The sequence below is a fragment of the Novosphingobium sp. NBM11 genome (genome assembly GCF_015390225.1).
Taxonomy (GTDB): domain Bacteria; phylum Pseudomonadota; class Alphaproteobacteria; order Sphingomonadales; family Sphingomonadaceae; genus Novosphingobium.
The window spans coordinates 3121156-3142809 of record NZ_VUOG01000001.1 but is presented as its reverse complement, the minus strand read 5'-3'; the positions used below and the strand labels follow the sequence as shown (position 1 = coordinate 3142809).

Genomic DNA, 21654 nt, shown 5'->3' with positions numbered 1-21654 from the left:
CCGCCGGCCCCTCTTGCTAGTTGGCCGGCAAGGGCTCATGCGGCTCTGCGCGCTCATCCCTTTGCCCGCGCCCGGCCATGTAGCGGGACATGAGCGCAGTGATCGCCGGCAGGACCAGCAGGGTGAGCGCCGTGCAGGTGATGAGGCCCCCGATCACGACTGTCGCGAGCGGACGCTGCACCTCGGCGCCGGTGCCCGTGGCGAGCGCCATCGGCACGAAGCCGAGGCTGGCGACCAATGCGGTCATCAGCACTGGCCGGACACGTTCCATCGCGCCGCCGATGATCGCTTCATCCTCATCGACGCCATCGTCACGCCGCTTTCGGATCGCGCTCATCATGACGAGGCCGTTGAGCACGGCGACGCCCGACAGGGCGATGAACCCAACCGCCGCCGTGATCGAGAAGGGTATGCCACGCAACAGCAGCGCAAACACCCCACCCGCCAGCGCCATCGGCACTGCCGAGAACACGATCGCCGCCGGCACGAAGCCGCCGAGCGCCATGTAAAGCAGTGCGTAAATGGCGAGGAAGCAGATCGGAACCACAATCAGCAGGCGCAAACGTGCCGACTGGAGGCTTTCAAACGTGCCGCCCCAATCGGTATACATGCCAGCGGGCAGATTGAGCTGGCCGATCTTCTCCTGGGCTTCGGTGACGAAGCCCCCGAGATCGCGACCGCGCACATTGACCTGCACGACGACCATGCGCTTGCCGTTCTCACGGCTGATCTGGTTCAACCCTTGTGTGTAGCTGAACCGTGCCACCTCGCGCAGCGCGATCGAGCGCGCGACCTCGCCCGGTCCTGCGGGCAGCATGACCGGAATCGCGCCAAGCGTTTCCAGATCGTCGCGCTGCGCGTCCGGCAGTCGCACCACCACTGAGAAGCGCCGATCGCCCTCGAACAGCAGCCCGGCCTCGCGCCCGCCGAGCGCGGCGGCGACGGTGTTCGCCACCTCCTCGACCGACAGGCCGTAACGCGCCGCAGCCTGCCGATCGATCTTAACGTCGAAGGTCGGCGCACCCGATGTTTGCTCTGCGCTGACGTCACCGGCGCCCGGTATCGAGCGAAGGATACCGGCGATCCGGTTGGCCTGGGCACTCATCGCGCCGAGGTCGTCGCCATAGAGCTTGACCGCGACATCCGCGCGCACGCCGGCGATGAGTTCGTTGAAGCGCATCTGAATGGGCTGCTGAATCTCGGTGCGATTGCCGATCAGCGGCTTCATCCGTTCCTCGATTCGCTTAAGGATGTCCTCCTTCGACTTGACCTCGGCCGGCCACTCATCCTCGGGCTTGGGGATGACATAGGTGTCCGAGGCGTTGGGCGGCATCGGGTCGGTGCCAAGGTCGGCGTTGCCGTTCTTGGAAAAGACCAATGCCACCTCCGGTAGCGATTTCAGCGCATTTTCTATCTGAAGCTGCATCTGCGTCGACTGGTCGATTGAGGCCGAGGGCACGCGGAAGTTGGTAACGGTGATGTCCTTCTCGTCGAGCTGCGGCATGAACTCCTCGCCGAGCAGGCCGAAGGCGAATATCGCCGCCACGAACACGCCCGCGCCACTGGCGACAAACGGCAGTGGATGCGCCACCGCTTTGGTCAGGAGTGGCGCGTATTTCTCCTTGAACCAGCGGATCGGCTTCACCTCCGTCTCGCTGACCTTGCCGGTGATCACGAGCGCGATCATGGCGGGCACGAAGGTCAGCGACAGCACGAAGGCGGACGCGAGCGCCACCATCAGGGTGATCGCCATCGGCGCGAAGGTCTTACCCTCGACGCCCTGGAAGGTGAGCAGCGGCACGAAGACCAGGAAGATGATGAGCTGGCCATAGACGGTCGGCCGGATCATCTCCTGTGCGGCGAGTGTGGTTTCCTCCATGCGTTCGGATCGGGTAAGAAGCCGTCCTTCATGCTCCTGCCGCTCCGCAAGGCGTCTGAGCGCGTTCTCCACGATGATGACCGCGCCGTCGACGATCAAGCCGAAGTCGAGCGCGCCGAGACTCATGAGGTTTCCCGACACGCCGAGCCTGTTCATGCCGGTAGCGGTCATGAGCATGGTGATCGGGATCACTGCCGCGGTGATGAGCGCTGCACGGATATTGCCCAGCAGCAGGAACAGGACGACGATGACGAGCAAAGCGCCTTCGACGAGATTCTTCTCGACAGTGGCGATGGTGGCGTTGACGAGCTTGGAACGATTGTAAACGGGCTCCGCGAAGACGTCGGGTGGAAGTGCCCGGTTGATTTCCGTGAGCTTGTCTGCCGCGCTGGTGGCAACGATCCGGCTGTTGCTGCCGGTCAGCATCAGCACGGTCGAAATGACCGCCTCCGATCCCATGCGGCGGCCCGAGCCGGTGCGGACCGCGCCACCGATCTCGACGTGACCGACATCCTTCACACGCACCGGCACGCCGGCGCGCGTGGCTACGACCGCCTCCTCAATGTCCTGGATCGACTTGAGGCGTGCGTCGGCGCGGACAAGGAAACTTTCACCGGCCCGCCGAATGTAATTGGAACCGGCAGAGAGGTTGGCCCGCTCCAGCGAGTCTGCCAGCTCCGTGATCGAGAGACCATAGGAAGCCAGCGCATTGAGGTTGGGTTGGACGAGATACTGCTTCACATAGCCGCCGTTGGAATCGACGCCGGCCACGCCCTGCACCGTCCGCATCTGCGGGCGAATGATCCAGTCCTGCACCGTCCGCAGATAAGCCGCCTTGGCGAGTTCGGTCGTCAGCTTCTCGCCTTCGGGCGTGAGATAGCTGCCGTCCGACTGCCAGCCGGGCTTTCCGTTCTCGATCTTCACGCCCTTCCCGTCGGGATGGCGGAAGGCGACCGAGTAGAAGAAAATCTCCCCGAGGCCGGTGCTGAGCGGCGCCAGATTGGGCTGGACGCCGGCAGGCAGGCTATCCCTTGCCTGGGCGAGCCGTTCGGTCACTTGCTGCCGCGCGAAATAGATGTTGGTGTCGTCGGTGAATACCGCCGTCACCTGGCTGAATCCGTTGCGCGTCAGTGATCGGGTCAGGGTGAGGCCGGGAATACCGGCCAACGCGGTTTCGACCGGAAACGTGACCTGCTTTTCCATGTCGACGGGACCAAGCGTCGGATTGAAGGTGTTGATCTGCACCTGACGGTTGGTGACGTCGGGCACGGCGTCGATCGGCAGTTTGGTGATTTGCCATGCGCCGATGCCGACGATGATGAGGACGAGGAAGGCGACGAACCATCGCCCCCTCACCGAGAGGCTGAGGATACGCGCGATCATTCCGCCGACTCCTTTTCGAGTTCGGCTTTCAGCAGGAAAGCGTTGGTGGTGGCGATCGGCGTCCCGGCCTTGAGGCCGGAGACGATGGCAACGAGCCCGCCGCTGCGGCTGCCGGCCTGGACCGTCTGCGCCTTGAAGCCGTCACGGGTCCGAACGAAGACGACGGTGCGATCCCCGATCGTCTGCACGGCATCCTGCGGCACCATAACGCCATCTTTGACGGCACCGCCGCTCGCAAAAATGCGCGCCTGGACGAGCTGCCCCGGAGCGAGCAAGCCCGCGTCACCCTTCGGCTCGATGACGACGGTCGCTGCCCGGCTCTGCGGATCGATCACGCCGGTCGCGGACCGGACGCGGCCCTCGATGGTGCGGCCGTCGCTGACGGTGAGTTCGACGCGATCGCCTGTGCGCACGCGCCCGGCGTCTGCCGGAGGAATGCTGGCCGTGATTTGCAGACGGCGCGGATCGGCAACGCGGAACAGTTCGGTTTCCGCAGCGACGAACTGGCCGAGATTGGCGGGAGCCGACGTGATGCGGCCACTGACCGGGCTCACCACCGCGACCGAGCGGCCGTCTCTCGACACCCTTGCTGCGCCCGCAGCCGCGCTCGCCCGGCGGGCATCGGCCTGTGCGACGGCGAGATTCGCTTCGGCGGCTTCATAGTCAGCTCTCGGACTCACACCTTGCGCCAGCAAGCCCCGCTCACGCGCGAGCTGGCGGTTGGCGAGCGTGACGCGCGCCGCCGCCGCCGCCTGATCGGCGGCGATCGTCGAAGCATCCCGGCTCTCAACGAGAGCGAGGGTTTCACCTTGCCCGACGGGATCGCCGATCCGCTTGAAGATTCGGGTCACGGTGCCGGGCGCTCTTGCGGTCAACACCGCCTCGGCATCCGGCGTAGCTTCAACCGTGGCGGCGGCCGGGATCGCCGCGTCCAGTTCACCGGACGCGGCGGGAGCAATGCCGATCTGTGACGCGGCGATGCCCTGCTGCGATATGGCTATCGTATCGGTTGGTGCAGCCGAAGCTTGCGACTCCGTTTCTGCTGCCGGAGCAGAGGCGGAAGGCTGCGTGAGGCGCGCGGCACCGAAGCCGAGCGCGGCGGCGGCGACCAGCCCAAGGGCGGCACCGGCATAGAGGCGGTTCTTGTCGTTCATTGGACCGGTTCTCCGGTGATGGTGAGGCCCTGGAGACGGGCGAGATTGGCGCGGGCATCGAGGCGGGCAGCGGCAGCGTCGAGAACGACCCCGCGCGCAAGTCCCAGCCCGTGCCTTGCCGCGATGAGTTCGATCAGGGGCGACTTGCCGGACTCGTAGGCGATGCGAGCAAGCCGGTAGGTCTCGTCTGCCGTTCGCAGCGTCTGTTCGGCCGCTGCGACACGCGCGTCCGCCGCTTCGTTGAGGGCGACAGCGGCGCTGATTTCTGCTTCCAATTCTAGCAAGGTAGCATTTGCCCGCGCTTCCGCGCCGCGTAGCTCCGCCTGGGCGGCGGCAATGTTCCCGCGATTGCGATCGAACAGCGGAAAGGGGACAGTTATCCCCGCGATGATCGCATTGGCCTTGTCGACTTCCAAACGACGGACGCCGACTGACGCCGTCACGTCCGGCACTGCTTGACGCCGTGCCACGATCACACGATGCGCTGCCGCCTCTCGCTCAGCCTTGGCGGCGAGGTAAGGTGCGGTCTGCATCGGGTCCACGGGACCATAGCCGGACCGCGCCTCGAACCTTCCCAGGAGAGGTTCGGACAAGGTAGTGAACGGTGTCGTCTGACCAGCAAGCGCGGAAAGGCGCGCATAGGCGCCGACCCGCTCGGCCTTCGCCGTGTCCACGGATGCCCGTAAAGAATTGACCTCGGTCTCGGCCTGAAGGCTGCGCAGCCGCGCTTCCTTTCCAGCCCCAACGAGCGCGCGTACAGCACGCAGGTCAGTCTCGGCCTCCTCGACTTCATCTTCCGCCAGAGTGATTCGTCGATCAGCGATCTCCGCCGCGCCGTAAGCGCGGGCAAGATCATAGGCATAGGCCAGGCGACCATCCCTGCTCCTGGCGCGAGCGGCTACGACTCCCGCTTCGCCAGCCGCAATGCGCGCGGAGCGTTTGCCGCCCAGCTCGATGACCTGGTTGAGTTGCAGTGTGCTCTCGGCCCGGTCGAAACCTCTATAGGGCTGTTGACCGGCGATGTTCTCGGTCATCACCCCAATGCTGGGATTGGGCCGTGCCCGTGCTTGCCGGGCCAGGCCCTCGGCGCGTTCGACATCTGCTTCCAGGATCACCTGACGCGGCGCTTCCTGTGTCTCGCGAAAGAGTTCTGCGAAAGGCGGGGCGGTTTGCGCGTTTACACTTGTGCACATCAGGCCGCCGGCCGCCGTGAACAGGCCAAACAGCGCCACGCGAACGCGCCGTTGGCCGATATAATCGGTCATTTGGATTTTCCTTGAGGTTATGCTTGCGGAACGCCGGTCGGCGCGCGGCATCAGCCTCGTGGGGGACGCAGAAGGGCTTCCGGTAAAAGACCGCTGATGACGAAGTCTTTGGAAACGAACCAGTCGCCTGAAACGGCGAAGAAAGTAGCAGTCATGCCAGTGCTAGGCACGATGTCCGCCAACCCATGAATGACCGTGTGGGTCGCCTTATGAAGATCGACTTCCGGCATGGACGGACTATCGTCATCATGCTGGACAAGAGCGCTTTCGATCCTCGTCTCATCATGGCCGGCCATCGAACTGTGCCAAGCATTCAAGCCGAGCACGTTGAGCATCGCTAGCATGGCCAACAGCGCGCCAACGATGAGGTATCGATTGGCGGCTTTTGCATGAAGGACATGGCGTTGGCCGAGGCGCATCTTCTTTTTACTATCGGCAAATGCGCAAATCGGCAATCCCGACCTTCCCGCAAGACAGCGAACGGCCCTCATGCCCGCCTCGCCCAATGCGGGTGGAGATCGTCGATCATATAGGCGTGTGCGGCACCGTCGCCCGTATGATATAGACGAATATGCTCATGATCCTTCGGTAGATCGTCATGCTCGTGCGGCACGACATCGGGGTCGTCAGACGGCCAAAATAGCAAGGCAAAAATCGTGCCCGCACTTGCAAAAATCGCCATCGCACCGAACGCAGCGGTCATGGAGATATTGGCGCCGAGTTGACCAACCAGCGGATAGCATATCAGCCAGCATATGTGGCTGAGAGCAAACTGTGCGGCAAACAGCGCCGGCCTGTCTTCTGCATTGGCCGATCGTTTGAGCAACCGCCCCGAAGGCGTGACGCTCATCGAATATGCGATCCCCAGCACGACCCAACCAGCGAGCAACATGTGCCAGTACGAAGGACCGACCGGAACGGCGATACTGATCCAGGTCATTGCGCCGAGGCCCACAGACAGGGCGACAGCTGCACCGACCATAACCCTTCGATCATCGATCCTGTCGAGCAATCGGGGCAGAAGCAGGGCTGCGGCGATCGAACCCAGACCATAAGCTGCCAGAGTCAGCGCCACGTCGCGTTGGGCCATCCCGAGTAAGCTCTGGACGATGACCACGGTGTTGACGATTACCATAGAGCTGGCGGCGGCGGCGGACAAGGTAATCGCCAGCAGACCGAGCAAGCGCGGCGTCTGGAGGTAGATACGCATCCCGCGCGTGGTCTTGGCATAGAGGCTTTCCTGCCGATCTGCTGACCGCTCGGCGCGCGGCAGAATGACCGAAACGACTAGCAGCGCCGAACCGATGAAACCGATCGCCGTGCCGGAAAACAGCCAATGGAAATTGATCACGGTCAACAAGGCGGCCGCCAGCATCGGGCTGGTGATATTCTCCATGTCATAGGCGAGGCGCGACAGCGAGAGCGCGCGGGTATAGTCGCGCTCATCGGGCAGGACGTCGGGAATGGTCGCCTGGAAGGTCGGCGTAAATGCCGCCGAGGCAGCCTGGAGCACGAAGATCAGGACATAGATTTGCCAAATCTCGCTCACGAAGGGCAGGCAGATCGCAACGGCCGCGCGCACGAGGTCCAGAGAAACGAGCAGCGCCCTGCGCGGGACGCGATCAGCAAAGGCCCCGGCGATGGGCGCAATCCCGATATAGGCGACCATCTTGATAGCGAGAGCTGTTCCCAAGACAGCGCCCGCATTGCCGCCAGCGAGATCGTAGGCCAGCAAGCCGAGCGCCACGGTCGCAAGGCCGGTCCCGACCAGGGCGATGACCTGGGCGAGCAGCAGATGCCGGTAGGTTCGGTTCGCAAGAACGGCGAGCATGGTTTCCAACGAGTCGGGCATATCCCCCCAGGGGGATACTTGCCTTTATCCTCGTTGCGGTTAAAAGGTCAATAAAGGACTGGTGTCGATCGCTCTTTCGGTCGGTGGCATCATGATCAAATTCCTACCTGGCGGTCGGTGAACCGAAAACTACGTCTCGACAGCATGACCTTAGGTAACGATGATAAGAAGATGTCCCATCCCCATCCTCACTCGACCCATCCCGCAATCGTCAAACGCCTCAACCGGGCTACCGGTCATTTACGCAGCATCGTGGACATGATCGAGAACGGACGATCCTGCTCCGATATCGCCATGCAATTGCAGGCGGTCGAAAAGGCGATCGCGACCGCCAAGCGAACCTTGATCCAGGATCACCTCAGCCACTGCATCGGTGGCGATCCGGCGCACGGCGAAAAGGCGATGGCTGAGTTTCAAGCTATCTCTAAATATCTCTAACCGACGCAGCCGGGAAAGAACAGCGACGGAGCCATGTCCACACTGTTTTCAAGTCAAACATTCCGCCGCTTTCTGTTGGGCCTGCTCGCCTTTGCTGTGCAACTTTCCGCTTGTCAGGCTATTGCACGCCACGCCCCTAGTGCAAACGCTCGCTGCGGAGGCAGAACGCCATGCCGAATTAAAGCAGCAATCCGCTGCCCACGGCCACATCCATGACGACGGCGATGATGGCGAGCGCGTGCGTGGCCATGTGCATGGGCATAACCCGGCCGACCATAGCCATGATACGCCTATCGGTGTTGCCCAGTCAGGCGTCGATCTCCCTCTTGTGCAACAGGGATGGCCACCTCAGGCCGGACCGATATTGAGCGGCCGCAACAGCGACCCTATGGACCGCCCCCCGGAGTACCTGTCCTCGATGTGACCGCGACGCCGCGCCAGCGCGGCAATTCACATAGATAGACAGGTATTCTCATGATACAGGCTTTTACTGAGCCGGCGCACGGACGACGTGCGTCCTCCCGGCTCCTATTGTTATTGTTCTTGACCGGGCTGAGCCTCGTTCTTTGGACCGGCACCGCCTTCGCCCATGCCGTCGCCGAAGGCGATAAGGGCTATATCCAGGAGATCAGCGGGGTTCACCTGCTGGAGTTTATGTATCTCGGCGCCAAACATATGGTGACGGGATACGATCATATTTTATTTCTGTTCGGGATCATCTTCTTCCTCTATCGGATGAAGCATATCGCGATCTATGTCAGCCTGTTCGCGATCGGCCATTCGACGACCATGCTGCTGGGCGTTTTCTTCGACTTCGGCATCAACAGCTATATTATTGACGCGATCATCGGCTTTTCGATCGTCTATAAGGCGCTCGACAACCTTGGGGCGTTCCAACGCTGGTTCGGCTTCCAGCCGAACACCAAGGCTGCAACGCTGATATTCGGTTTCTGCCACGGCTTCGGCTTGGCGAACAAGATCATCGACTATGAGATTTCTCCCGACGGCCTGCTGCCTAACCTGCTGGCCTTCAATGTCGGCGTCGAACTCGGTCAGTTGCTCGCGCTCGCCGCCATTCTGATCATCATGGGCTTCTGGCGCCGAACGCCGAGCTTCTGGCGTCATGCCTACACCGCCAACGTCGTGATGATGACCGCCGGGTTCGTGCTGATCGGATATCAGCTCACCGGCTGGGTCGTCGCCTGATCAAAGGATTTGAACCATGTATAACTCGCCCATACCCTCACAAGCCGAACTGCCGTCATCCGGCCAGCTTATCCGTTCGACCGTGATCGCTGCCGTGACAGCCGTCGCGCTCCTCGTCACGATCGTGCTCCCGGCCGAATATGGTGTCGATCCTACCGGAATCGGCCGCGCGCTCGGTTTTCACTGATATGGGGGATATAAAGCGCCAACTCGCCGAAGAGGCCGAAGCGGACAGGAAAGTTGATACCGCCGCGAATGATGCCAGAAGCAGGGCCATCATCGAGGCCGCTGCATCAGGAAGAACCATCGCCCCTGGGCAGAGCGCCGACGCCCCGCCCGCAGTCGACGCTGCGCCGGGCCGGACTGATCGGATGAGCGTCACTCTGAAACCCGGCGAGGGTGCAGAGGTGAAGCTCGTGATGAAACGAGGGGAAAAGGCGAGCTTCGTCTGGACCGTTCAAGGCGGAGCCGTGAATGTCGACCTCCACGGTGACGGCGGCGGACAATCGATCAGCTACGAAAAGAAGCGCGGCCTTTCCAGGGGCGAAGGCGTAATTACGGCTGCGTTTAACGGCAATCATGGTTGGTATTGGCGCAATCGGGGTGATGCCGAAGTGACCGTGCTTCTGGAAACTCAAGGCCAGTATGCCGACATAAAGCGGCTAATCTAGCGCATAAAAACAGAGTGCCTTCCTTGGGATTCTACAGCCGATACCGAGTTATACTCGGTATCGGCCATTCAGATTGTACTGACCATGTCGGATTGAAGAAATAGATATGCCTTTCGACATTCGCCAACTTCGCTACGCCATCGCCGCGGCGGATCATGGCAGCTTCTATCGCGCGTCCAGGGTGCTGGACGTGGAGCAGTCGACGTTGAGCCGGGCCATCCTGAAGCTGGAGCGGGTGATCGGCGGACGGATTTTCAACCGCTCGCAGGGCGGCGTCAGCATGACGCTCGCCGGCGCGCAGTTCATCCGCGCGGCGCGGTCGATGGTGGCGAACGCGGACAAGATGGTGGCAACGATGCGGGCGGCGGGCCAGGGCCGCGCGGGGGGACTTATGATCGGACACAACAGCGCGATCTCGGCCGGCCATCTGCGCGCCACCATACTGGGCTGGCGAGCGGCAAATCCCGATGTCGAGATCGACGGCGTGGAAGCCGACCGGGGCGCGCTGCTCGCGGGGCTCGATACGGGCGAGATCGATATCGCGGTCCTGGTCGGCGAAGCGGGCCATGCCGGATTCCGGCGTGAGGGGTTGTGGAACGAGCGTGTCATGGCCGCGTTGCCGGCAGATCATGCCCTTGCCGCAAGCGAGGCCGTTCATTGGACCGATTTGCGGCGCGAGCGCTTTCTGCTGCCTGCCGCCGATCCCGGCCCGGAAATCCGCGACCTGCTGCTCGGCCGCCTGATGATGGCGGGCGAGCCTCCCGATATCAGGATGCATCAGGCCAGCCGCGAGGCGATCCTGAGCGTGCTGGGCGGCGGTCTGGGCGTGTCGATCGTCTGCGAGGGCGCGACGGGCGCTCGCTATCCCGACGTCATCTATCGCCCCGTCCAGGGCGAGCAGGGACCGGCCTTCATCAACTATTCGGGCTACTGGCGAAAGGACAACGCCAATCCCGCGCTGAGGCGTTTCCTCGCCTTCGTGCGCGACCGCTATGCGCTGTCCTTCGACATCCCGTGACCGCGCGAGACAGTGACATGCGACGTTAACAGGCGGGATCGCAACCAACGGCCGGCCTGATTTGCAACCGGAGAAAGGAGCCGTCATGACGCAGGGAAAGACACTCATCATCGTGCTGGTCACGCTGATCGTCGGGTTCGGAGCGGGTTTCGTTCTGCGCCCGGTGATCGCGCCGGCCGAACCGGCAGCAGCGGTCGCGAGTCCTGTGCCCGTCGCCGCGCCCGCGGAGCCGCGCGGCAAGCAATATTTCGCGGCGCATCTCGACGAGGCCCGGCAGGTTCTGACACAGTGCGCGGAAGGCTCGACGCGCGGCGACGAATGCTTCAATGCCGAGATGGCCGTGACCGAGGCGGAGGGCCGAGCGCGGCACAAGAAGTTCTTTGGCAATTGACCACGCGAACGGGCTTTCAGTCCCCCTGCGCGCGATGCCGGCGAAAGGCGCGGTCGGTGGCCATGAACCGCTCCAGCATCGGCGCGATCAGGCGCGCGGGCGGGATCGGGCTGCCCTCGCCGAGAATCTCGCCGTAGCGCCGTAAATCCTCGAACAGCGGCGCGGGCAGTTCCACGGCGAGCTTGACGGGCTTGTCCTCGGGGATCTGCCCCAGCTTGAGTTTGGTCATCGCGTTGCTCCGATGGGTTCGAGGATCAAATCTCTCGTCAGGACGACCCTGAGCGGATGCCCCGGCCGGATGGTGAGCGTCGGCTGCACATTGAGCTGCCGCCGCACGACCTGCTGTCCGGTCTGGTTGATGGTGTCCTGCGATCCCCGCCGAAGCGCGCGGGTGAGGTCGTCCTCGCTGTCGGCCCCCAGCTCGGCGCCGACGCCGAGCAAGGTCGAGACGGCGGCGGCTTTCAGCAGATTGCCCCAATGCTGATTGACGCGACCCTGTAGCCCCGCAAATCCCGCGGCGTCCGTTCCGGGCTGGCGCTCGAGAACGATCGAGCGCCCGTCCGGCATGATGAGGCGGTCCCAGGAGAGCAGCACACGCGTCTGCCCCGCGGCGACCTCGCTGTCATATTCGCCGATCAGCCGCGCGCCCTGCGGAATGAGCAGGATGCGCCCGGTGATGCTGTCATAGACGTTCTGCGTCACCTGGGCGGTGATCTGGCCGGGAAGGTCGGAACGGATGCCGGTGATCAGCGCGGCGGGGATGATGCTGCCGGCCTGGACAATGTTGGGCGAGGCCGGCGCGGTCAGCCGCTCGGCGCTGACAGTGCGCTGATTGGTCGCTTGCGCCATGAACGCCCGCTTGGCGGCTTGGTCGCCCTGCGCAGCCTCTGACGGTTGCGGAGCTGCGGCCTCCGGCGCTGCGATGGCGAGGCTCGGCAAGGACGGCATCGCACCGGTCCCGGCGCTGCTTCCGCCGAGGAACACCATGCTGGTGCGGGCTGCATCGCGTTCCTGGGCGATGCGCTGGCGAGCGGCTTCGGCGGCCTGGATGCGCGGATCGGGCTGCGCGCCGACCGGTGGCACGGGCACATTCTCCCCGCGCTGCTGCGCCGAGACGATCGGGCCGCCGAGATCGCCGGGAAGCCTGGGGCCGAGCTTCGGGACCTGGCCGTAATCCTTCGGCCCCGAGGTGATGGTCTCGGATGCGGCGCGGCTGTCGGTATTGTAGAGTTCCTTCGCCGCCTGTTCTCCTTTGGGCGCGAGCGCATACCAGAGCGAGCCGCCGATACCGAGCCCCGCGACCACGCCGAGCGTCGCCAGCGCCTTCCTCGAAAGGCGCATGACGCGCGGCGCAGGCCCGCGAAGCTGAAAGGCGGCGGGGTTCGCGGATGCGGGTTGGGGGGATGCCTGCGGCGCTGGCTGGACGGGCGTATTGGTGGGATCGGCCATCACCGCCCCCTGCGGGACGTGTCCGCGCCGTCGCGCACGATTCGCACGCGCCGCTCGGTGCGCTTGTCGCTCAGGCGCAATTCCGCGCTGGCGAACAGGCGATCGACCACCATATAGCGCCCCTGCACGCGGTAATTGACCAGCTCGGCGTCGCCAGCCGCGCCGGTCACGAACAGCGGCGGCATCTCGCCCTGCGAGATCCCGGCCGGGAACTCGATGAACACCTGCGCGGAATCGTCGAAGGCGCGCACGGGCTTCCACGGCACGCGGTCGCCCTCGATCCGGTAGCGGAAATTGAGCGCCGCGATGTCGATGCCGGTGGCGACGGGGGCCGAGGCGGCAGCGGCGGCGTTTGCGCCGCGCAGGGCGATCAGCGCGTCCTGCGGATAGGTCCACGACACCGACGCCATATAGGTCGAGGCCGTCGCGCGCAGTTCGATATGATAGGTGCGCCGGTCGGTGTTGATGACGAGGTTAGTGAAAATGTCGGGCCGCGTGGGCTTCGCGAGGATATGCACGCGCGCCGTCGCGCCGCTGCCGCTCACCGTGTCGCCGATGATCCAGCGCACGGTGTCGCCGGCCGCGACCGGCCCCGGCCCGACGAGCTGCTCGCCCTCCTGAAGCGCGATGTCCGTCACCTGGCCGGGCGCGGTATATACCTGATAAAGCGCGCCTTCGGTCCAGGGATATTGCTGGATGGCGTTCACATAGCCGTCGCGGGTGGGTTGCACGCGGGCGGCCGCGTTCGCGGCCCCGACGCGGCGGCGCGGATCGGTCGCTTCTCGCGGCGAGGCGCTTTGCGTGACCGGCTTCAACTGGCCCGGAAGCGGCAGCGGTTCGGGGATAGTCACCACCTCGACCACGCGTGGCGGTTGTGCGGCCGGCGTGGCCGCGATCTCGCGCGGTGGATCATCGTAAGCGATGCTCGGCGCTTTCGCCGATGAGGTGGCGCAGCCGGCCAGCGCGGTTGCGGACAATAACATAACCGCGCTGGCGGCATGGCGGGCGGACATGCGTGTCATTGCGACAGCTCCTTGCTCCAGTTGAGGGCGTTGACGAACACGCCGAGCGGGTTCTTGCGCAGCGCGTCGGGGGTGCGCGGGGTCTGGACAACGACAGTGAGGATCGCCGACCAGCGGGTCGTCTCGGCGAGACTGCCGTCCTGATAGCGCCGCTCGATCCAGGCGACGCGGAAGCTGTCGCCGGAGGCACGGATCACGCTGGAGACGTCCACCGCGACCTGCACCTTGCCGACCTGTGCGATCGGATCGTTGGCGCGCGCGTAGTCGTTGAGCGCCAGTGCGCCCTTGTCGGTCGTGAAATCGTAAGCCCTGAGCCAGTTCTGCCGGACGATGACCGGATCGGCCGGGATCGCCCTGACCTGCTCGATGAACCGGGCGAGATGGAACGCGATCTGCGGATCGGTCGGGCGGTAGCCGGTTTCGGCGGGAGCGACGGCCTGCGCTTCGCCGAGCCGATCGACCTGCACCACCCAGGGCACGATATGGCCGCGGGCGGATTGCCAGACGAGTCCGGCCGAGAGCCCACCGGACAGGGCGAGCGCGCCGAAGAAGGCAAGGCGCCAGTTCTTCGCCTGCACGCGGGCGGAACCGATGCGGTCGTCCCAGACCTGCGCGGCGCGCTGGTAGGGCGTCGCGGGTTCGGGGGTCTGGCCGTAGCGGATGGTGGGTCGTCGGAACATTTTCGGATCACTCCCTTTCCTTGACGTCGGGACCGCCGCCGCCGCCGTGGCTGTCGCCGGCCTTCATCGTGTGAGCGAGGACGGTCGCGCCGTGGGTCGCGGACTGGCGCTGCTTCATGGCCGAGGCCCATGCGGGCGGCGCGGAAGCCGGGGCTGCCGGCGATGCCGCGGGCGCGGGACTTCCCGATGCGGGAGCGACGCCCAGCCCGGCGCGGGCGCCTGTGCGGAAGTTGTCCTTCATGGATGCGCTCGCCTTGCCGGCCATCCGGCGCAGCGGCGAGAGCGCGGCATTGACGGCGCCGGTCGCCGCCGTCTGTCCGACAGCGGCCATGCCGCCCGCCACAGCGCCCGCGCCGCTCCTGCCGAGCGAGCCGACGCTGTAGGCGCCCGCCGCGCCGCCCGCCATGCGCGCGCCGCCTTGCGCGGCTGCCGCACCCATCCGCCCGGTCGCGCCTATGGTCGAGGCGGCAGCGCCGACGCCGAGCTTCGCGGCGGCGGCGCCACCGACCAGCGCGCCGCCCGCCGCCAGCACGGTGCCGGCCGCCGCGCCCGCGCCGAGCTGCGGCCCGCCCGAGACGATCCCGTTGGCGATGCCGGGGCCGAAGATCGACAGGCCGAGCAGCGACAGCGCGCCGAGCGCGATCGCCAGAACCTGCCGCGCGTCGGGTTCGGGACCGACCGTCGCCGTGAACGTGCTGAACAGGGTCGTGCCGATCCCGGTGATGACCGCGAGCACCAGCACCTTGATCCCGCTGGAGACGATATGGCCGAGCACTTTTTCGGCCATGAACGCGGTGCGGTTCCAGAAGGCGAAGGGCAGCAGGACGAATCCGGCCAGCGTCACCAGCTTGAACTCGATCAGGGTGATGAATATCTGGATGGCGATAATGAAGAAGGCGAGGACGACGATCAGATAGGCGAGCAGCAGCACGGCGATGATCGCGAGATTGGCGAACACCGACCAGAGGCTGTTATAGGCCTCCATCGCGTCGATCAGTGGCTGCGCCGCATCGAGACCCTTTGCAGCGATCGTGCCGGGCTTCATGAACTCCGCGAGGCTGAGGGCATCGCCACTCGCCTTGAGCCCCAGCCCCGCGAAGCTGTCGAACAGGATCGTCGCCAGTGTCTGGAAATTGCCGATGATGAAGGCGAAGGCGCCGATATAGAGGGTTTTCTTGACCAGCCGCTGGATCACGTCCTCATCGGCGCCCCAGGCCCAGAACAGCCCGGCGATGGTCACGTCGATCGCGATAAGGGTCGAGGACAGGAAGCCGACCTCGCCGCCGAGCAGGCCAAAGCCGCTGTCGATGTAGCTGGTGAAGGTGTCGAGGAAGGTATCGACGATCCCGGTGTCACTCACGGCGCGGTGCTCCCGGCCTGATCGGCGGGGACAAAGGGGCCGGGAAGCTCCGGCCGGATCGCCTCGTCAGCCCGGCTGCCGTCGCTGTCATATGCGGCGGGAAGCGCAGGATGCTCGCCCGGCGCGGGCGCGTCGGCATCCTTGCCGAAGAAGCGGCGGCGCTTTTCCGCCCATGCCGCCTCGCAGCCGGAATCCGGCATGGTGAGCGTGGCGCAGCGTTCCAGTTCGCGCGCCAGCCGCTTCTCCTGCTCTCCTTCTTCAAGGACGGGCAGGACGGCTTCAAGCTGCGGTTCATGCGGTTCGCGCGAGCCCGCGAGCGCCACGGCCAGCATGATGCCGCCGAGCGCGGCGACACCGGCGATCTTTGCATTGCGCGACATGCGGCTTCTCCTGTCAGTCGCGGCCGAAGAAGCGGCGGAAGCGTTCGCGCCCCTCCGCCTCGATCGCGGCCTGCCGCGCGGCGTCGAGCGACTGCGCCCGTCCCTGCGCCGCGACGGCGGCGGTGAGGTCGGCGAGCTGCTGCGATTGCAGGGCGAGAAGCTGGTTGCCCGCCTGCGCGGCCTGGAGCGCGCCGGTCGCCGACTGACTGGCCGAGACCAGGCTGTTCATCGTGGTGCGCGCGCCCTCGATATTACCGACGACGCCGGCCTGCACCTGCAAGGAGTCCTGGAACGCGCCGACGCTGTCCTCCCAGCGCGCGTTCGCATTGGCGATCATCTGGGCGTTGGTGCCGGTGAGCGCGGTGCCCTTGTAACGGTCGGTGAAGGCGCTCTGGATGTCCCGGACATCGTAGGCGATGCGCTGGGCCTGCCTAAGCAGCTGCTGCGTCTGCCGGACCTGCTGCTGGAGAACGTCGACCGTCGAGAGCGGCAGCGAAGCGAGATTGCGCGCCTCGTTGATGAGGCTCGTCGCCTGCTGCTGAATTTGCTGAATCTGGTTGTTGATCTGCTGGAGCGACCGGGCGGCGGTCAGCACGTTTTGGGCGTAATTGGTCGGGTCATAGACGATCCCGCCGAACTGGGCGTGCGCGGGCGTCGCGGCGGTGGTGCCGATCATGCCGGACGTGGCGATCGCGCCGGCCAGCATGGCGCGGCGCAGGATGGTGGCTTTCATGGGATCATGTCCTTCAAGGCAAGGGGGAGCTGGCCGGTATCTTCCCGGTTTCCGGCCAGCGGATCGGGTTGAGGTTCGGGAAGAAGCTCGACCGCCCAGGCGCAGCCGCGGTGACGCAGCCATTCGGCCGCGAAGGCAGGCGCGCCATGCGCCTCCACCAGCTCCGCGATCCGGCGCTGATCGGTCTTGGAAGAGGCGGCGGCGAAGGCCAGCGCGACCTCGCCAAGCCCCAGCTCGAACAGGCGGTTGCCGCGCCTTGACTGGCAGTAATAATCGCGCTTCGGCGTCGCCCGGCTCAGGATTTCGATCTGGCGGGCGTTGAGCCCGAACCGCTCGTAGATCACCGCGATCTGCGGTTCGACCGCGCGTTCGTTCGGCAGGAATATCCGGGTCGGACAGCTCTCGACGATGGCGGGCGCGATCGTGCTGCCCTCGATCTGCGCGAGCGACTGGGTGGCGAAGATGACGCTGGCGTTCTTCTTACGCAGCGTCACCAGCCATTCCGAAAGCTGTTTGGCGAACGCGGGCGATCCCAGCGCCAGCCAGCCCTCGTCGATGACGATGAGCGTCGGGCTGCCGTCGAGCCGCCCCGCGATGCGGTGAAACAGGTAGGACAGGACGGCCGGGGCCGCGCCGCTTTCCATCAAGCCTTCGGTCTCGAACACCTGAACGGTGGCCTCGCCAAGCCGCTCGGTCTCGGCATCGAGCAGCCGGCCCCATGCTCCGCCCACGCACCAGGGCGCGAGCGCCTGCTTGAGCTGCTGGCTCTGGAGCAGGACGGCAAGGCCCGTCAGGGTCCGTTCCGCGATCGGCGCGGTGGCGAGCGAGGTCAGCGCCGACCAGATATGCTCCTTGGCCTGCGGGTCGACGGTCACATTCTCGGATGCGAGGATCGCCGCCAGCCATTCGGCGGCCCAGGCGCGTTCGGCTGGGTCGTCAATATGGGCGAGCGGTTGGAGCTGCACGCCGTCCCCGGCCTCGTCGGCGAGCATCCCGCCGAGATCCTGCCAGTCGCCGCCCATACCGATCGCAGCCGCGCGGATGCTGCCGCCGAAATCGAAGGCGAAGACCTGCGCGTTCTCGTAGCGGCGAAATTGCATCGCCATCAGTGCAAGCAGCACCGACTTGCCGGAGCCGGTCGGCCCGACGATGAGGGTGTGCCCGACATCGCCGACATGAAGGGAAAACCGGAACGGGGTCGAGCCTTCGGTCTTGCCATAAAGCAAGGGGGGCGCACCGAAATGCTCGTCCCGTTCCGGCCCCGCCCATACTGCTGACAGGGGGATCAGGTGGGCGAGATTGATGGTGGAAATCGGAGGCTGGCGGACGTTGGCATAGGTGTGGCCGGGGAGGCTCCCAAGCCACGCCTCGATCGCGTTCATGCCCTCGGGGATCACGGTGAAGTCGCGACCCTGGATGACCTTTTCGACCAGCCGCAGCTTTTCAGCCGCAATGGCGGGATCGCGGTCCCACACCGTCACGCTGGCGGTGACATAGGCCATGCCGGCGTAGTCGGCGCCCAGCTCCTGCAAGGCAGTGTCGGCGTCGGCCGCCTTGTTCGAGGCATCGCTGTCGAGCAGCGTCGATGCCTCGTTGGTCATCACTTCCTTGAGGATCGCAGCAACGCTTTTGCGCTTGGCGAACCATTGGCGGCGGATGCGGGTCAGCAGCTTCGTCGCGTCGGTCTTGTCGAGCATGATCGCGCGGGTCGACCAGCGATACTCGAAGGCGAGCCGGTTCAGTTCGTCGAGCAGGCCGGGGAAGGTGACGCTCGGGAATCCCGTGATCGTCAGCGTGCGCAGATGATGGTCGCCGAGTTTCGGCTCCAGCCCGCCGGTCAGCGGCTCGTCGGCGAGCAGCGCGTCGAGATGCATCGGCGTTTCCGGCACGCGCACGCGCTGGCGCCGGGTCGAGATCGTGCTGTGCAGGTAAGTCAGCGTCTCGCCGTCATCGAGCCAGCAAACCTCGGGCACGAAGCCCTCGACCAGATTGAGCACCCGGTCGCTGCGATCGGTAAAGCTCTGGAGCAATTCCCACGGATCGACGCCCGTGCCGGAACGGCCTTCATAGAGCCAGGTTTCGGCGCGGGCGGCGTCCTCGGCCGGTGGCATCCAGAGGAGCGTCAGATAATAGTCGCTCTCGAAATGCGCGCCTTCTTCGCGAAACTGTTCGCGCCGCTCCATATCGACCAGCGCCGAGACCGGATCGGGAAAGTCCGATTCCGGATAGTCGAGCGCGGGCGTGCGCTGCGCTTCGACGAAGATTGCCCAGCCCGAGCCGAGACGGCGCAGCGCATTGTTGAGCCGCGCCGTGGTGGCGACCAGCTCGGCTGGCGTGGCGGAATCAAGGTCCGGTCCCCGAAAACGGGCGGTGCGCTGAAAGCTGCCGTCCTTGTTGAGAACGACGCTTGTCCCGACCAGCGCGGCCCAGGGCAGGAAGTCGGCGAGATGCGCGGCGCCGTTCCTGTATTCGCGCAAGCTCATCATGGCTGCATCCATGTCGGGTAGCGGAGGTGGCGGCGGGCCACGTCGACGAACTGGGGATCGCGCCGCGCGGCCCATACCGAGAGCGCATGGCCGATCGCCCATATCGCGAGGCCGGCGATCCAGAGGCGCAGGCCCAGCCCGATCGCGCCTGCCAGCGTCCCGTTGACGATGGCGAGCGAGCGCGGGGCGCCTCCGAGCAATATCGGCTCGGTCAGCGCCCGGTGGACCGGCGCGAAGTAGCCCGCGATGGGCTCGCCATGATCGGCCGCGCCGGTCATGCGACCATCGCTCCGCCACCGAAGGAAAAGAACGAGAGGAAGAAGCTCGACGCGGCGAACGCGATCGACAGACCGAACACGATCTGGATCATCCGCCGTGCCCCGCCCGACGTATCGCCGAAGGCCAGGGTCAGCCCGGTCACGATGATAATCATCACCGCGATGATCTTGGCGACCGGCCCCTCGATGCTTTCGAGGATAGACTGGAGCGGCGCCTCCCACGGCATCGACGATCCGCCCGCATGGGCGGGCATCGCGTAGAGCAGCCCGGCCGCGGTGATGCCGATATGGCCGAGGCGGTCGAGCACGGTGCCGCCGAGCAGGCGGCCCTTCATGGTCCTGAGAGGCGTGGCGTCGTTGGTCATGGCAGGTCTCCGGTCTGGGGGGTGGTGAGCGGCGTGAGGCGGTAGTCGCCGGTCGCGGCGTCGAGCCCTTCGACGCGGGCCAGCTCGGCGAGGCGGCGGCCGTGCCCGTCGCGGACGAGCACGGCGATCAGGTCGATGGTCTCGGCCAGCAGCGCGCGCGGGACCGTGACGACGGCCTCCTGAATGAGCTGCTCCATACGGCGCAGCGCGCCGAGCGCGGTTCCGGCGTGGATCGTGCCGATGCCGCCCGGATGGCCGGTGCCCCAGGCTTTGAGGAGATCGAGCGCCTCGGCGCCGCGCACCTCGCCGATCGGGATGCGATCAGGGCGCAGGCGCAGCGAGGACCGGACGAGATCGGACAGCGAGACGACGCCATCCTTCGTGCGCATGGCGACGAGGTTCGGCGCGGCGCATTGCAGCTCCCGCGTGTCCTCAATCAGGACGATACGGTCGGTGGTCTTGGCGACTTCCACCAGCAGCGCATTGACCAGCGTGGTCTTGCCACTGCCGGTGCCGCCCGCCACGAGGATGTTGGCGCGAGCGGCGACGCCATCGCGGCATGCCGCCGCCTCGGCCGCCGACATGATCCCGGCGGCCGCATAGTCGTCGAGCGTGAACACCGCGACGGCGGGCTTGCGGATGGCGAAGGCCGGGGCCGCGACGACGGGCGGCAGCAGCCCCTCGAACCGCTCGCCCCCTTCGGGCAGCTCGGCGGAGACGCGCGGGGACCGGGCATGAACCTCGACGCCGACATGATGCGCGACCAGGCGGACGATGCGCTCGCCGTCAGCGGCGGCCAGCGTCATGCCGGTGTCGCTGATGCCCTCGCCGAGCCGGTCGACCCACAGCCGTCCGTCCGGGTTCAGCATCACCTCGATCACGGCGGCATCGTCGAGCCAGGCCGCGATCGACGGCCCCAGCGCCGTGCGCAGCATCCGCGCGCCGCGCGTGTTCGCTTCGGATCGGATCGGCTGGACGGACAAGAAACGGCCCCTGAATTAGGCCGGGCGAACCGCCGCCCGGCGTCAGGGGCACATCAAGAGAGACAGGAAATCGCGCGAGGCAACAACTATGTCAGGGCGTAGTAGTGACGGCGGCAGATAAGTGCGCGTTGCGGTCTGACGCTTTCAGCACCGCTCTCCGCCCGCGCTATTTCGTGAAGATACCTGGCCGATTCGCGCATGGCCGGCCCCGGCTGGTTCGCTGCACTGTCATGTGTCGGTGGAGCCGCCGTCACGACCTGCAATATCCTCCGGTATTTCGTCGAGCAGGCTCTTGCCGCTGGCGTAGCGGCGGCCCAGCGTCTCGACAAAACCCTCATAGCGCTTGCGGCCCTTGACCTGGGCGGCCGCCTGATCCTCGTCGGGCAGCGGCGGCGTCACCGCCAGCCAGAAGCGGACGAAAAGCGCCAGTGCCTCGGTGGTGAGGCCGGTGTTGCGTTCGAGCCGCTGGACCTGCCGCGAAAGCCGGTCGAGCCTTCGGGCGAAGGCCGCCTCCATCCGGTCGGCGCCGTCCGGCGACATCCAGGAGGTGACGGCGGCTTCCACGATCGCCGAGCGCGAGATGCGGCGGCGGATCGCCAGCTCGCTGACCTGACGGGCCAGCTCGGGCGGAAAATAGACGTTGAGACGCACGCGCATGGGA

23 protein-coding genes are annotated in these 21654 nt (G+C 65.7%); 6 read left to right on the top strand and 17 right to left on the bottom strand.

Annotated features, from left to right (window positions below; all coding sequences use genetic code 11):
• Positions 1 to 16: 16 nt before the first annotated feature.
• From F1640_RS15420 to F1640_RS15400, 5 genes are read right to left on the bottom strand one after another with little or no spacing between them, the layout of a single operon-like run.
• Positions 17 to 3262 carry an efflux RND transporter permease subunit gene (locus F1640_RS15420; protein ID WP_194919978.1) on the bottom strand — a complete coding sequence of 1082 codons (3246 nt, stop codon included), beginning with the start codon at positions 3260 to 3262 and terminating at the stop codon, positions 17 to 19.
• Positions 3259 to 4416: an efflux RND transporter periplasmic adaptor subunit gene (locus F1640_RS15415; RefSeq protein ID WP_060977358.1), complete on the bottom strand. Its 1158-nt coding sequence runs from the start codon at positions 4414 to 4416 to the stop codon at positions 3259 to 3261. Before F1640_RS15415 ends, F1640_RS15420 begins: the two co-directional genes overlap by 4 nt.
• Entirely contained in the window at positions 4413 to 5681 is a 1269-nt protein-coding gene (locus F1640_RS15410) for a TolC family protein (RefSeq protein ID WP_194919977.1), read from the bottom strand. Before F1640_RS15410 ends, F1640_RS15415 begins: the two co-directional genes overlap by 4 nt.
• A 50-nt stretch (positions 5682 to 5731) precedes the next feature.
• Entirely contained in the window at positions 5732 to 6136 is a 405-nt protein-coding gene (locus F1640_RS15405; protein ID WP_124811104.1) for a hypothetical protein, read from the bottom strand.
• Positions 6137 to 6168: 32 nt separating this feature from the next.
• Positions 6169 to 7512, bottom strand: a complete 1344-nt coding sequence (locus tag F1640_RS15400; RefSeq protein ID WP_060977366.1) for an MFS transporter — start codon at positions 7510 to 7512, stop codon at positions 6169 to 6171.
• Positions 7513 to 7704: 192 nt separating this feature from the next.
• On the opposite strand from F1640_RS15400, the gene F1640_RS15395 reads away from it, so the two are divergent.
• The 6 genes from F1640_RS15395 (at position 7705) to F1640_RS15375 (ending at position 11257) form a co-directional block, all read left to right on the top strand.
• Positions 7705 to 7971, top strand: a complete 267-nt coding sequence (locus F1640_RS15395) for a metal-sensing transcriptional repressor (RefSeq protein ID WP_060977355.1) — start codon at positions 7705 to 7707, stop codon at positions 7969 to 7971.
• 474 nt (positions 7972 to 8445) lie between these two features.
• On the top strand, positions 8446 to 9177 hold the full coding sequence (locus F1640_RS15390; RefSeq protein WP_060977354.1) for a HupE/UreJ family protein: 732 nt from the start codon (positions 8446 to 8448) through the stop codon (positions 9175 to 9177).
• Between the two features lie 16 nt (positions 9178 to 9193).
• Positions 9194 to 9364, top strand: coding sequence for a hypothetical protein (locus tag F1640_RS25360; protein WP_255530380.1), 171 nt, complete (start codon positions 9194 to 9196; stop codon positions 9362 to 9364).
• A gap of 1 nt (position 9365) precedes the next feature.
• Positions 9366 to 9848, top strand: a complete 483-nt coding sequence (locus F1640_RS15385; protein WP_255530379.1) for a transmembrane anchor protein — start codon at positions 9366 to 9368, stop codon at positions 9846 to 9848.
• 106 nt (positions 9849 to 9954) lie between these two features.
• On the top strand, positions 9955 to 10866 hold the full coding sequence (locus F1640_RS15380; RefSeq protein WP_060977352.1) for a LysR family transcriptional regulator: 912 nt from the start codon (positions 9955 to 9957) through the stop codon (positions 10864 to 10866).
• An 85-nt stretch (positions 10867 to 10951) separates the two neighbouring features.
• Positions 10952 to 11257 (top strand): hypothetical protein, encoded by a 306-nt coding sequence (locus F1640_RS15375; RefSeq protein WP_060977351.1) that lies wholly within the window; start codon positions 10952 to 10954, stop codon positions 11255 to 11257.
• Positions 11258 to 11273: 16 nt separating this feature from the next.
• Here F1640_RS15375 and F1640_RS15370 read toward each other — a convergent pair whose 3' ends face one another.
• The 12 genes from F1640_RS15370 to F1640_RS15315 form a co-directional block, all read right to left on the bottom strand.
• The gene (locus tag F1640_RS15370; RefSeq protein ID WP_060977350.1) at positions 11274 to 11486 is read right to left on the bottom strand and encodes a DUF2274 domain-containing protein; all 213 of its coding nucleotides are present in this window, start codon (positions 11484 to 11486) and stop codon (positions 11274 to 11276) included.
• Positions 11483 to 12706 (bottom strand): TrbI/VirB10 family protein, encoded by a 1224-nt coding sequence (locus F1640_RS15365; RefSeq protein WP_060977365.1) that lies wholly within the window; start codon positions 12704 to 12706, stop codon positions 11483 to 11485. The genes F1640_RS15370 and F1640_RS15365 overlap by 4 nt, the downstream gene beginning before the upstream one ends.
• Positions 12706 to 13728 carry a P-type conjugative transfer protein TrbG gene (gene trbG / locus F1640_RS15360; RefSeq protein WP_060977349.1) on the bottom strand — a complete coding sequence of 341 codons (1023 nt, stop codon included), beginning with the start codon at positions 13726 to 13728 and terminating at the stop codon, positions 12706 to 12708. The genes F1640_RS15365 and trbG overlap by 1 nt, the downstream gene beginning before the upstream one ends.
• Positions 13725 to 14408 (bottom strand): conjugal transfer protein TrbF, encoded by a 684-nt coding sequence (trbF, locus tag F1640_RS15355; protein WP_060977348.1) that lies wholly within the window; start codon positions 14406 to 14408, stop codon positions 13725 to 13727. Before trbF ends, trbG begins: the two co-directional genes overlap by 4 nt.
• Before the next feature lie 7 nt (positions 14409 to 14415).
• The gene (gene trbL, locus F1640_RS15350) at positions 14416 to 15768 is read right to left on the bottom strand and encodes a P-type conjugative transfer protein TrbL (protein WP_060977347.1); all 1353 of its coding nucleotides are present in this window, start codon (positions 15766 to 15768) and stop codon (positions 14416 to 14418) included.
• Entirely contained in the window at positions 15765 to 16148 is a 384-nt protein-coding gene (gene trbK-alt / locus F1640_RS15345; RefSeq protein WP_075151007.1) for a putative entry exclusion protein TrbK-alt, read from the bottom strand. Before trbK-alt ends, trbL begins: the two co-directional genes overlap by 4 nt.
• Positions 16149 to 16161: 13 nt before the next feature.
• Positions 16162 to 16881: a P-type conjugative transfer protein TrbJ gene (trbJ, locus tag F1640_RS15340; protein WP_060977346.1), complete on the bottom strand. Its 720-nt coding sequence runs from the start codon at positions 16879 to 16881 to the stop codon at positions 16162 to 16164.
• A complete protein-coding gene (gene trbE, locus F1640_RS15335; protein ID WP_060977345.1) occupies positions 16878 to 19367 on the bottom strand; it encodes a conjugal transfer protein TrbE in 2490 nt (829 codons plus the stop codon). Before trbE ends, trbJ begins: the two co-directional genes overlap by 4 nt.
• Positions 19364 to 19645 (bottom strand): VirB3 family type IV secretion system protein, encoded by a 282-nt coding sequence (locus F1640_RS15330; protein WP_021244356.1) that lies wholly within the window; start codon positions 19643 to 19645, stop codon positions 19364 to 19366. The genes trbE and F1640_RS15330 overlap by 4 nt, the downstream gene beginning before the upstream one ends.
• A complete protein-coding gene (locus F1640_RS15325; protein WP_060977344.1) occupies positions 19642 to 19980 on the bottom strand; it encodes a TrbC/VirB2 family protein in 339 nt (112 codons plus the stop codon). The genes F1640_RS15330 and F1640_RS15325 overlap by 4 nt, the downstream gene beginning before the upstream one ends.
• 26 nt (positions 19981 to 20006) lie before the next feature.
• A complete protein-coding gene (gene trbB, locus F1640_RS15320; protein ID WP_060977343.1) occupies positions 20007 to 20993 on the bottom strand; it encodes a P-type conjugative transfer ATPase TrbB in 987 nt (328 codons plus the stop codon).
• 228 nt (positions 20994 to 21221) lie between these two features.
• Positions 21222 to 21650, bottom strand: a complete 429-nt coding sequence (locus tag F1640_RS15315) for a CopG family transcriptional regulator (RefSeq protein WP_060977342.1) — start codon at positions 21648 to 21650, stop codon at positions 21222 to 21224.
• Between the last annotated feature and the right edge of the window lie 4 nt (positions 21651 to 21654).